The following is a 12151-nucleotide window of genomic DNA, read 5'->3' on the forward strand; positions in this document are numbered from 1 at the left end:
GGGGAAAATTGTTGAACTTTAATTAGTTTATCCCCATATACTTGAGTAATCTTATTAAATAAATAAAGTGCGAAGAGAAAATATAATGACGCTTGAGAGAACCGACCGAGTCGAAATCCCAGTCCTAGCACTGCGCGATGTTGTGGTATATCCACACATGGTGATCCCGCTTTTTGTTGGCCGTGAAAAATCAATAAAATGCCTAGAAGCGGCAATGGACAAAGACAAACAAATTTTCTTGGTTGCACAAAAAGATGCAACTGTAGATGAACCAGAACAAGACGATATTTACCGCATTGGTACTATTGCCACTGTACTTCAGTTATTAAAATTACCAGACGGTACAGTGAAAGTTTTAGTTGAAGGTACACAACGCGCACAAATTGAAGAATTTGTAGATAACGATGACTTTTTTGTTGCTAACGCCCAATTTATTGAATCTGATTCGGTAGACGAGCAAGAGCAAGATATATTTATTCGCAGCGCTATTAGCCAGTTTGAAGGCTACGTAAAACTAAACAAAAAGATTCCACCAGAAGTATTAACTTCTGTGTCGGGTATTGATGAGCCAGCACGTCTTGCCGACACAATGGCAGCGCATATGCCGCTTAAAGTGCCTGAAAAACAAAAAGTGCTAGAAATCTCAAGTGTGACTGAACGCTTAGAGTATTTAATGGCGTTGATGGAAGGTGAAATAGACTTACTGCAAGTTGAGAAGAAAATTCGTACCCGCGTGAAAAAGCAGATGGAAAAATCTCAGCGCGAGTATTACCTCAACGAGCAAATGAAAGCCATTCAAAAAGAGCTTGGTGAACTTGATGATGTGCCTGACGAATTTGAAGCGCTTAAAAAGCGTATTGAAGACTCTGGCATGCCTGATGAAGCTAAAGAAAAGGCCACTACTGAGCTTAATAAGCTTAAAATGATGTCGCCAATGTCTGCTGAAGCCACGGTTGTGCGTTCTTACATTGATACGTTAATTAACGTGCCATGGAAAAAGCGCTCTAAAGTGAAAAAAGATTTAGCGGGCGCGCAAAAAATTCTTGATAACGATCACCACGGCTTAGATAAAGTTAAAGAACGTATTATTGAGTACCTCGCAGTACAACAGCGTACAAATAAGCTCAAAGGGCCTATTTTATGTTTAGTGGGTCCTCCAGGTGTTGGTAAAACATCTTTAGGGCAATCAATAGCGCGCTCTACTGGCCGTAAATATGTGCGTATGGCTTTAGGTGGCGTACGTGACGAGGCTGAAATTCGTGGCCATCGTCGTACTTACATTGGTTCTATGCCAGGCAAGCTAATTCAAAACATGTCTAAAGTGGGCGTTAAAAACCCATTATTCTTGTTAGATGAAATTGACAAAATGTCATCAGATATGCGCGGCGACCCAGCATCAGCACTTTTAGAAGTACTTGATCCTGAGCAAAATAGCCATTTTGCCGATCATTACCTTGAAGTAGATTACGATTTATCTGACGTTATGTTTGTAGCCACATCAAACAGCTTTAATATCCCGGGCCCATTATTGGACCGTATGGAAGTTATTCGCTTATCGGGTTACACCGAAGATGAAAAGCTAAACATTGCAAAAGAGCACCTTATTACTAAGCAAGTTAAACGTAATGGTTTAAAAGATAACGAGGTAGTAATAGAAGATAGCGCTATTATTGGCATTATTCGTTATTACACGCGTGAAGCGGGTGTACGTAACCTAGAACGTGAAATATCTAAACTGTGCCGTAAAGCTGTTAAAAACATCTTGCTAGAAAAAGACACTAAAACTGTGACTATCAATCAAGATAACCTAGAAGACTTTTTAGGTGTGCAGCGCTTTGATTATGGTAAAGCTGAAGATGGTAACCGTATTGGCCAAGTAACTGGTTTAGCGTGGACAGAAGTAGGTGGCGACTTACTTACTATTGAATGTGCGGCTGTTCCAGGTAAAGGCAAGTTAAGTTACACAGGTTCACTGGGTGATGTAATGCAAGAGTCGATTCAGGCTGCGATGACTGTTGTTCGTAATCGTGCTGATACATTCCGCATCAATAGCGATTTTTACGAAAAACGCGACATACACGTTCACGTACCTGAAGGTGCAACACCTAAAGATGGCCCAAGTGCCGGTGCTGCGATGGTAACGGGTTTAGTGTCTAGCTTAACGGGTAACCCTGTAAAAGCTGATGTTGCAATGACAGGCGAAATAACACTACGTGGTGAAGTATTGCCAATTGGTGGCCTTAAAGAAAAGTTACTGGCTGCACATCGCGGTGGAATTAAAACAGTCATCATTCCAAAAATTAACGAACGTGACCTAAAAGAGATCCCAGACAACGTGCTGGCAGGTCTTGATGTTCACCCTGTTACGTGGATTGACGAGGTGTTGAAGCTTGCTTTAGTGCATCCTGTTGAGAGTTTTTCGCCCGAAACACCGAAAAACCAATAAAAAACCCAAAAAAAGTGCTTTTTAGGGCTTTTCAAATCTAAACGGTATGATAAGTTAAGCACTGGTTTTCAAGCCTAGCCCTTATGGGGCCTAGGCTTAAGAAAAATATAATCATGTGAGCATTAAAAGTTTGCTCTAAAATTTTCAAAAAAGTGATGTTAGTTTAAAAAACCATCGCTCTTGATAATAACAATGAAAGAGGATGATATTGTGAATAAATCTCAATTAATCGATCAAATCGCAGCTGACGCTGACATTTCTAAAGCGGCTGCAGGTCGCGCACTAGATTCATTCATCGGATCTGTATCTGGCGCGCTTAAAGATGGCGATTCAGTTGCACTTGTAGGTTTTGGTACTTTCTCAGTACGTGAACGTGCTGCACGTTCAGGCCGTAACCCACAAACTGGTGAAACTATTCAAATTGCTGCAGCTAATATCCCAGCTTTCAAAGCCGGTAAAGCGCTTAAAGACGCAGTAAACTAATCACTGTTTTACACACATTAGTTATGGCGAGTGTAAAGATACTGATTCACCACAACAGATGAATTAAGTAACTTTACCGCCAGTTACTTCAAGTGAAAAAGCGTATCTGGTAAGATACGCTTTTTTTACATGTGACAAGGTAAAATACCTTGATCAAAAAGAGATAAACAAATGCTTGAGAAAATCAGAGAGGGCTCACAAGGCCCTGTAGCCAAAATAATTTTAGGCGCGGTGATTTTATCTTTTGCCTTAGCAGGGATCGGTAGTTACTTAGGTCAAACCACAGAACAACCCGTTGCTGAAGTAAATGGAATTAAAATTAGCCAAACCGAATTTAATCGTGCTTATCAAAACGAACGTAGCCGTTTAGAGCAACAATTTGGTGAATACTTTACACAAATTGCAGCCGATCCAAATTATATGGCACAAATACGTCAAGGTGTAATTGACCGCTTAGTACAACAAGAATTGCAATCACAATTAGCGGCAGATTTAGGCCTTCGCGTAAGCGACGACAGCGTACGTAAAACCATTTTAGAACTACCTTACTTTCAAATTGGCGAAAAGTTTAATAACGACCGTTACTTACAAGTAATTCGTCAAATGAACTTTCAACCAGATGCATTTCGTGAATATCTTCGTAAAGATATGACGCGCAGCCAATTAGTATCAGCTGTAGCAGGTACTGACTTTGCATTAGAAAGCGAGCTTAAAAGTGCGATTGCATTACAACAACAAACGCGTAGCATCGACTACTTAGTCGTTAACAAAGAAGCACTAGCAAAAGACATTGAAGTATCAGAGCAAGAAATTTCTGATTACTACGACCTAAACTCTTCACAGTTTTTATCGCCAGAGCTAATTTCAGTAAATTATATTGAATTAAATGCGTCAGATATTAACGTTGAGTCGGTAACTGAGGATGATGTAAAAGCGTATTACGAGCAAAATAAAGCGCAGTACATCGAGCCTGAAAAACGCCGTGTATCGCATATCTTAATTGATAACAGTGAGGACGACGATGCAGCTAAAGAAAAAGCTAACGCGCTACACGCTCAACTTGAGCAAGGTGCAGATTTTGCAGAGCTTGCTGAGTCATCGTCCGATGATATTGTAAGCGGTGAAATGGGTGGCGACCTTGAGTGGATTGAGCGTGATGTAATGGACCCTGCATTTGAGGATGCAGCTTTTGCACTTGAAAATAAAGGTGACTTTTCAGAGGTTGTTGCATCTGAGTTTGGTTATCACATTATTAAACTTACAGATCTACAGCCACAACAAGTAAAAGCGTATGATGATGTTAAAGCAGATTTACGTGCTGAGCTTGAGCAAACTGAAAAAGTAGATGCATTTTACGAGAAGCAAACTGAAATGGGCGCATTAGCGTTCGAAATTTCAGACCGTTTAGATGACGCCGCAGAAGCTGCAGACGTTGAAGTTAAATCTACAGAGCTTTTAGCGCTTAACGCACTTCCTGAGCCATTAAATAACCCTGCGGTTATTTCAGCGCTAACATCAGTTGATTTACTAGAAGATAAAGTAAACTCTGAGGTTATTGAACTTGGTGATGAGCACGCAGTTGTTGTTCGTATTAACGAACACAAACCTGCAGCAACTAAACCTCTCGCAGAGGTAAGTGAGCAAATTAAAACTCGCTTAGTTAACGAAAAATCATCAGAGCTTGCTAAAAGCAAAGCGCGTGAATTATTCGCTCAAGTACAAGCAGGTAAGAGCTTAAATGATGTTGCACAAGAGCAAAGCTTAACAGTTCGCCAAGAAGCGCAATTAACGCGTCAAAGCTACACTGTATCGCCAGCTATTGTAACGCAAGCGTTTAAAATGGCTCACCCAGCAGATACTGCAGTGGTTGATATTGTTGATTTAAACAATGGTGACTCAGCAATTGTTGCGCTTAAATCGGTGAGTGATGCACAAGTTGCAGAAAACATTGATGCACAAACTAAGCAAACAATTACTATGGCGCAAGCTAATAAAAACTACATGGTATTTATTGAAGCACTAAAAGCACAGGCTGAGCTTAACTTACCACTGGTTGAGCAAGCGGCTGAATAAGTTGTTTTAGCTAATACACTAAAGGCGCCTTGAGCGCCTTTTTTATTGTCTTGAATTCAGCAATCCGTAATAATACTAATTATTTAACGGGGCTAGATAGGCCTTGCAATAAACTCAATTCGATTTCCGCTAGGCTCTCTTATCATCATGTGCTGCGCAGGGCCTTTACCTAACTTCTCTGGTGCAAACTCAATTTTAATATTATCTTTGCCTTTTAGGTGCATGTATAACTCGGCGAGTTTTTCAGTGTTTTCTACGCTTAGCGCTAAATGATGTAACCCCACATTATTGGCTCGATTAAACTCAACATGCTTTTCATCATTTTTAACTCGCCACAATGTAATGGTTATTTTTTTATTAGATAAAAAGTAAGCAGGATAAGTCGGATCATTTCCCAGCACTTTAAAACCAAGTACATCAGTAAAAAACGCTTTAGATGAATCTAAATCTGAAACAGTTAAACCTAAATGATCGACTCCGCCAACCCAGTTTTTAACTTTGTTAGGGATATCGGCAATAGCAGAAGCAGATAATAGCAGTAGGGGAGTAATACTAAGTAGTGTGTGTTTGAGCATGGAGCGGCCTTGTTAAAAGTAAAAGTTAATAACAAGACCTTCTAAAATGTACTTACATTACAAAAAACGGCATTAGCAGCTTAATAAACGCTCAGTAACTTTTGATTGTGGGTTTTGAAATACCTCTTCAGTGCGCCCGTATTCCACTACTTCACCTTTATCAAGCACGACGACTAAATCGCTAATATGGCGAACTAAACTAAGGTGATGAGTGATCATGACATAAGTGAGGCCAGTATCACGCTGCAGTTTAAGTAATAGATTTACGATTTGAGCGCGTATCGAAGGGTCTAAAGAAGAAACCGCTTCATCAAGTACAATCACCTTCGGATCTAATATTAGAGCTCTAGCAAACGCTACACGCTGCAATTGCCCCACACTAAACATATGTGGGTAATAATGTTTATGATCGATTAATAAACCTACTTTAGAAAGCGTTGCATCTATTTTTTCATCACGCTGAGCTGTATCAAACTCGGTATTGTACTGCAGGCAATCGTCAAGCATTTCACCTATGGTTAAACCAGGGTTGAGCGAGCCACCTGAGTCTTGAAAAATCATGCGAATATGCCGACATTGATTATCGCGTACGCCGTTATCTTCAATAATATTATTTTCGAGTAAAATTTGCCCGCTATCTGCGTTATCAGCGCCCGAAAGCAGCTTAGCTAATGTACTTTTACCTGCACCAGTTTCGCCAATTATGGCGATACTTTCACCTTTGCCTACGCAAAATGAAATATTTTTAAGTACCTCAAACTTTTTGCGAGAAAAAAGCCCGGCGCGTACATTAAAGGTTTTACAAAGGGCTTGTACTTTTAATACTGGCTGCATTACTTCATGTCCTTAATTAACGGAAAGTGACACGCATAACTATGGCCATGATGCTTAGTTAAAGCGGGTGTAACGACACATGCCTTTTGCGCTTGTGGGCAACGCGGTCCTAATCGGCAGCCAATAGGCAAATGTTGCAGCGTAGGGATGGTACCTTTAAGCGCATAAAACGGCTCTTTATGGGCTAAGCCTTGCTCGTAGTCGGGCAAGCTTTTTAAGAGCGCTTGTGTATACGGATGCCTAGGTTGTTTAAATATTTGATGAGTAGGGCCTGCTTCTACCATTTGCCCGCAATACAAAACATGGATACCGTGCGACCAATGAGCAATTTCTTCAAGTTCATGAGAAATCATCAAAATAGACATGTTTTTAAGCTGGTTTAAGCTTTTTAGTAACCTAAAAACTTGCGCGCGGGTGGTGCTTTCAAGCGCTGTAGTCGGCTCATCAGCAATTAAAAGCTTAGGCGTACGGGCGATGGCCATGGCAATCATTACTTTTTGGCACACGCCCTCTGAGAGCTCGTGCGGGTAACTACTAAGTACAGCTTCGTGATTTTTAATACCGACCTTATGAATAAGCGCTTTTACACGGTCTTTTCTATCGCGGTTGCGTTTTAAAAAGAAACCTTTGCGGGCAACTTCAGGGAGTGTTTCGGCTATTTGGTCAAATATTTTTGCGGTAGGGTCAAGGCATCTACTTGGATCTTGGTAAATCATGGCGATGTCTTGGCTGACTATTTTACGGCGCTGCTCTGGGCTTAGGCGCATTAAATCAACACCGCGCCAGTGTATACGATCGGCTGTTATATGCCAGCGTTCGTTTAATACGCCAATAATCGCTTTTGCTATTAAGCTTTTACCTGAACCAGACTCACCCACAAGTGCATGTACTTCGCCTTCTTTTAGGCTAAAGCTCACTCTGTCTACGGCTCTAATTACCGTCTCAGAGGTGCGAAGTTCAATCGTTAAATTACGAACATCAAGTAATTGCATTTAATCTGCCTTACGTGCTTTAAGCACTTGTCGCAGGCCATCACCTACTAAATTGGTAGATAATACGGCTAAAAATAACAGTACACCGGGCAAAGCTACCGTCCACGGTGCTAAATAAATCAGGCCTAAGTTTTCAGCTAGAATTGCGCCCCATTCGGTTGTGGGAGGCTGTGCACCTAGCTTTAAAAAGCCAAGGGCAGAAATATCTAATATAGCGGTAGAAAGCGCCATAGTGAAAATAACCACAATGTGCTCGTAAATATTTGGAAAAATTCCCCGCGAAATAATATGCCAGTTAGATGCGCCATCTAGCTTAAACGCGGTGATGTAATCTTTACCTAGTTCATCAACAATTAAGTTACGAACCGAGTGAATAAACTGTGGCAGTAGCGCCAATATAATTGCCCATACGGTATTCATTAAACCAGGGCCAAGTATGGCTATTATAATTATTGCCAATAATAAAGAAGGTATTGAGAGCGTTATATCAAGTAAATGGTTTAAAAAGCTTGAACGAAGGCCTCGGCTAATACCTGCAAAAGTACCCACTAAAACACCAATAATTGTTGTTAATAAAGCGGCGACCACAGACAATCCAAACGTATAGGTTGCGCCATTCATTAAACGAGAGAGAACATCTCGGCCTAAATCATCGGTGCCCAAAATAAATCGCACATCGCCCATTTCACGCCACGAAGGTGGAATGAGTAAGGCATCGCTATGTTGTTGATTTACACCATAAGGCGCTAAAAATGGCGCGCTGGCTGCTAATAAAGCAAACGCCATAAAAATCCATAAACCTACAAGGGCAGGATGATTATTTTTAAATTTTCGCCAAAATCGCGCAAGTGGCGATTTATTCGACTCTTCAGAAAATAAATTAAACTTTGCCATGGGCCTGATTCCGCGAGAGTGGGTCGAATAATGTGTAAGTAAGCTCAGCTATAATAGTGGCTAATATAACAAATAAAGACACTGCCATTAAACCACCTTGAATAGCTGGGAAGTCGCGCTGATAAATACTGTCAATTAGCCAGCGGCCTATGCCTGGCCACGAAAAAATAACCTCGGTTATCATGGCAAGGGTAATTAGCGTACTAAATTGCAAACCTATTTGTTTTATAACCGGTAATAATGCATTACGAAGCGCATGGTGCATGATAAGTTGGCGTCGGTTAAGGCCTTTTGCCCTGGCTGTTTTAATAAAGTTTTGATCCATTATTTTAAGCATAGACTCACGTGTAAAGCGCACCAATACCGTTGTAGGATACATTGCCAGTACAATAGTGGGGAGTGTTAAATGGCGCAGGGCATCTACAAAAGCCATACCTTTATAGGGAAAGCCCGCTAAAGCAATATCAACTAAAATAAACCCAGTACTTGCTGGTATTTCATAAAGTAAGCCCATTCTTCCCGACATAGGAAACCAGCCAAGCTTTAATGAAAAAATCATTATTAATAACAGGGCAAGCCAAAATACCGGAATAGAATAACCCACCATAGTGGTTGAGTTTATGAGTTTATCGGGCCAGCGTTTATGATAGCCAGAGCCTAAAATACCTGCAGGTACACCAACCACAATTGATACAATAAGTGCATATAAGCTAAGTTCAAGCGTTGCTGGTAATAAATCAAAAATATGGCTAAACACACTGCCACCAGAGGCAAACGACAGCCCCCAATCACCTTGAAATATTCTCCCTAAAAAAGCAATGTATTGCATAAAGTAATTGCTGTTGTATAAATATTTGTCTTCAAGCTCGCTATGCTGAGCGAAGTTGCTGCTAGGTACACCACTTAAATTACTTAATGGATCGCCAGGGAACAAATAAGCGAGAGAAAAAGTAAAAACGCTGAGCATTAAAATCATAAAAAACAATAAGCCAAGGCGGCGTAAAATATAATCTACGATCATTATTTTTTCCTCGCATTGGCAAGAGAAATAGCACCAAATGGGCCAAGTGTTATACCCTCTACATCGGCACTACTGGCTTGAAAACGCAGACCATGAGCTAAAGGCAGCAATGGCAGCTCTTTAATTATTAAGCTTTGTGCATCTTCGTAGTATTTTTTACGCTTGTTTAAATCTGTGGTGTCGAGTGCTTGTGTAAGCATTAAATCAAATTGCGGATTACACCAATTTGCAGGGTTTTTACCGCTAAATGTAGCGGTGCAGCTTAATAGTGGGCTAAAAAAGTTATCTGGGTCGGGTGTATCCGCGGCCCAACCAAGTAATACACTGTCGTGGCGGTGTTCACCAATGCGCTGAATAAAGGTGTTCCATTCGTACTCTACAATACTTACGTTAACACCTACTTTTCGTAAATCACTTTGCATTAGCTCAGCCATTTTACGTGCATTAGGGTTATAAATTCGGCTCACTGGCATTGCCCAAATGGTCATATCAAAGCCATTAGGTAGGCCAGCTTCTATGAGTAGTTTTTTAGCTAGTTCGGGGTCAAACCTAGGCATATCTTCTTGTGGCTCAAATGCCCATGATGTTGGCGGTAAAATAGATTGTGCACGTGTGCCATTTCCGTAATAAACAGCCTGCATTATTTTATCGGTGTCTATAGCATGCGCCAGTGCTTGGCGTACGCGAATATCGTCAAACGGCGCTCGTTCAGTATTAAAAGCCCAATAACCTACATTTAAATTGGTTTCTTTTTCTACGTTTATGTCATCGCGCTGAGCCAAAATACTGAGTTGTGCGCTACTTGGGTGAGCGGTTATATCACATTCTTTAGTTAGCATTTTTGCAATGCGGGTGGTGCCATTAGGTGTTATATCGTAAACCAATTGCTCAAGGGCTACATCGTGCTTCCAATACAGCGGATTACGGTAAAAACGCACTAAATGGTCGCGGCGGTACTCTTTATAAATATAAGGACCAGTACCTATAGGGTATTGATCGAATAAGTTTTCTTGGTTATTTTTTTTAAGCTGCATGGCGTATTCTTCTGAAAGCACCACGGCAAAATCGGTAGCCATATTCGCTAAAAAGCTGCTCTCAGGGTTAAACAGTTCAAAACGCACTTGATAATCCGACACGCGAACAATTTTACGAATTAGCTGATCAATCCCCACACTTTGAAAATACGGATAATTAGCATCGCCCACAAAGTGATAGGGGTTATATACGTCAAATAATCGACTGAAGGTAAATATAATATCGTCGGCATTAAAATCACGCGACGGGGTAAAATACGACGTAGTATGAAACTTTACGTCTTTACGAAGGGTAAAGGTTACCGACTTTCCATCTTTACTAATTTTCCAATCGGTAGCGAGCTCGCTTTTAAATTCGGCCGTGACGGGGTCAATGCTAATTAAGCGGTCGTATAATTGATTGGCAATAATATCAATAGTTGAACCTGTAGTCGTTACTTGAGGGTTAAACGACACAGGGTTAGCTTCAGCGCAATAAACTAGGCCTTGGTTTTTTTCTTCTATGATTTCTTCTTTGCTATCAAGGCAACCAACTAAAGTGGTGGCAAGCAAAACAAGTAATAATTTATGCACCCGCATAACCTCTAACTATTGTTGATCCAACAAGTTGTATTTTTTAAGATAACCACGTAATTGATGATACGTTAAACCAAGTACTTCTGCAGTTTTCTTTTGATTAAATTGGCTATGTTCGAGTGCTTTATTAATCATATTTATTTCAAACTCGTTAGAATGCTCTTTTAAGCTACACGGAAACTGTATTTCTGCATTGGGCTCTGCTTTAGGTAAAGCACTTGGCGCAGGAGCCAAAGCGGGCTCTTGTGCAACAACTTGCGCGGGGATAGGGGCTTTAATACGCGCTTTTGGTCTAAAGCGGCTTTCAAATGGGTCTAAAATAATCTGGTGAACGGGAATATGTTCGCTGCCATGGCGATATAAGCTGCGCTCAACTACATTTTTAAGCTCACGTATATTACCTGGCCAATCGTAACTTAACAGGGTTTCGGTCGCGCTTCGGGTAAAGCCACTAAATAACTCCCACTCTAGGTCGCGGGCCATGTTCATCGCAAATTGCTCGGCAAGTAACATAATATCGTCTTGACGTTCGCGCAGTGGCGGCAGAGTAATTACATCAAAGGCTAAACGGTCAAGTAAGTCACTTCTAAATTCACCTTGCTGTGCAAGGTGCGGTAAATCTTCGTTGGTGGCACATACTAAACGGGTATCAACTTTTACGGTTTGCTTACCGCCCACACGTTCAAATTCGCCATACTCTATTACACGTAGGAGCTTTTCTTGTACCATGGCTGAGGTGTTTGCCAGCTCATCTAAAAATAAAGTGCCGCTGTTGGCGCGCTCAAAGCGGCCTTCGTGACGTTTGCTTGCACCGGTAAAAGCACCACTTTCATGACCAAACAATTCGCTTTCGAGGAGGTTTTCGTTAAGGGCTGCACAATTTAGTTTTACGTAGTTTTGATCCCAACGTTTAGATAAAAAGTGTAAACGCGCAGCGATGAGCTCTTTACCGGTTCCTCGTTCGCCAATTATAAGCACTGGCTTATCTAAATTAGCTAACTGCGATACCTGATCAAGTACAGCTAAAAAGCTATCAGATTGGCCGAGTAAATTATCCTGTTGGCGATATTGGCTCATATTTCCTAACTCTTGGTCATTTTTACTAACAGTTAGTGTATTTCATAATCAAGGATAACTAAAGGAATTTGTATATTTAGTTTAACTTAATGAAAATAAAGTGTATTTTAGTTTTTAAAAAGTTGGCAAGCATATTGATACTAGTT

10 protein-coding genes are annotated in these 12151 nt (G+C 40.8%); 3 read left to right on the top strand and 7 right to left on the bottom strand.

What is annotated here, in order from left to right:
* Positions 1 to 85 precede the first annotated feature (85 nt).
* From lon to J8L73_RS02250, 3 genes are all read left to right on the top strand, one after another.
* The gene (gene lon, locus J8L73_RS02240) at positions 86 to 2446 is read left to right on the top strand and encodes an endopeptidase La (RefSeq protein WP_211014519.1); all 2361 of its coding nucleotides are present in this window, start codon (positions 86 to 88) and stop codon (positions 2444 to 2446) included.
* A gap of 192 nt (positions 2447 to 2638) precedes the next feature.
* Complete coding sequence (locus tag J8L73_RS02245; protein ID WP_158657444.1) at positions 2639 to 2929, top strand: HU family DNA-binding protein; 291 nt, start codon at positions 2639 to 2641, stop codon at positions 2927 to 2929.
* Between the two features lie 171 nt (positions 2930 to 3100).
* A complete protein-coding gene (locus tag J8L73_RS02250; protein WP_211014521.1) occupies positions 3101 to 5002 on the top strand; it encodes a SurA N-terminal domain-containing protein in 1902 nt (633 codons plus the stop codon).
* A gap of 92 nt (positions 5003 to 5094) precedes the next feature.
* Here J8L73_RS02250 and J8L73_RS02255 read toward each other — a convergent pair whose 3' ends face one another.
* From J8L73_RS02255 to pspF, 7 genes are all read right to left on the bottom strand, one after another.
* Positions 5095 to 5577, bottom strand: a complete 483-nt coding sequence (locus tag J8L73_RS02255; protein WP_211014523.1) for a VOC family protein — start codon at positions 5575 to 5577, stop codon at positions 5095 to 5097.
* Between the two features lie 72 nt (positions 5578 to 5649).
* A complete protein-coding gene (locus J8L73_RS02260; RefSeq protein WP_211014525.1) occupies positions 5650 to 6411 on the bottom strand; it encodes an ATP-binding cassette domain-containing protein in 762 nt (253 codons plus the stop codon).
* Positions 6411 to 7403: an oligopeptide/dipeptide ABC transporter ATP-binding protein gene (locus tag J8L73_RS02265; RefSeq protein ID WP_211014527.1), complete on the bottom strand. Its 993-nt coding sequence runs from the start codon at positions 7401 to 7403 to the stop codon at positions 6411 to 6413. The genes J8L73_RS02260 and J8L73_RS02265 overlap by 1 nt, the downstream gene beginning before the upstream one ends.
* Positions 7404 to 8297, bottom strand: a complete 894-nt coding sequence (locus J8L73_RS02270) for an ABC transporter permease subunit (protein WP_138682923.1) — start codon at positions 8295 to 8297, stop codon at positions 7404 to 7406.
* Positions 8284 to 9318 (bottom strand): ABC transporter permease, encoded by a 1035-nt coding sequence (locus J8L73_RS02275; RefSeq protein WP_211014529.1) that lies wholly within the window; start codon positions 9316 to 9318, stop codon positions 8284 to 8286. Before J8L73_RS02275 ends, J8L73_RS02270 begins: the two co-directional genes overlap by 14 nt.
* Entirely contained in the window at positions 9318 to 10925 is a 1608-nt protein-coding gene (locus tag J8L73_RS02280) for an ABC transporter substrate-binding protein (protein ID WP_058548400.1), read from the bottom strand. The genes J8L73_RS02275 and J8L73_RS02280 overlap by 1 nt, the downstream gene beginning before the upstream one ends.
* A gap of 15 nt (positions 10926 to 10940) precedes the next feature.
* Positions 10941 to 12005 carry a phage shock protein operon transcriptional activator gene (gene pspF / locus J8L73_RS02285; protein ID WP_211014531.1) on the bottom strand — a complete coding sequence of 355 codons (1065 nt, stop codon included), beginning with the start codon at positions 12003 to 12005 and terminating at the stop codon, positions 10941 to 10943.
* Between the last annotated feature and the right edge of the window lie 146 nt (positions 12006 to 12151).

The sequence above is a fragment of the Pseudoalteromonas sp. MMG006 genome (genome assembly GCF_018101025.1).
In the GTDB taxonomy this organism is placed as follows: domain Bacteria; phylum Pseudomonadota; class Gammaproteobacteria; order Enterobacterales; family Alteromonadaceae; genus Pseudoalteromonas.

Bases quoted from the DNA above. Each gene is read 5' to 3' on its own strand.
- lon (WP_211014519.1), top strand. From the start codon at position 86: ATGACGCTTGAGAGAACCGACCGAGTCGAAATCCCAGTCCTAGCACTG.
- J8L73_RS02245 (WP_158657444.1), top strand. From the start codon at position 2,639: ATGAAAGAGGATGATATTGTGAATAAATCTCAATTAATCGATCAAATC.
- J8L73_RS02250 (WP_211014521.1), top strand. From the start codon at position 3,101: ATGCTTGAGAAAATCAGAGAGGGCTCACAAGGCCCTGTAGCCAAAATA.
- J8L73_RS02255 (WP_211014523.1), bottom strand. From the start codon at position 5,577: ATGCTCAAACACACACTACTTAGTATTACTCCCCTACTGCTATTATCT.
- J8L73_RS02260 (WP_211014525.1), bottom strand. From the start codon at position 6,411: ATGCAGCCAGTATTAAAAGTACAAGCCCTTTGTAAAACCTTTAATGTA.
- J8L73_RS02265 (WP_211014527.1), bottom strand. From the start codon at position 7,403: ATGCAATTACTTGATGTTCGTAATTTAACGATTGAACTTCGCACCTCT.
- J8L73_RS02270 (WP_138682923.1), bottom strand. From the start codon at position 8,297: ATGGCAAAGTTTAATTTATTTTCTGAAGAGTCGAATAAATCGCCACTT.
- J8L73_RS02275 (WP_211014529.1), bottom strand. From the start codon at position 9,318: ATGATCGTAGATTATATTTTACGCCGCCTTGGCTTATTGTTTTTTATG.
- pspF (WP_211014531.1), bottom strand. From the start codon at position 12,005: ATGAGCCAATATCGCCAACAGGATAATTTACTCGGCCAATCTGATAGC.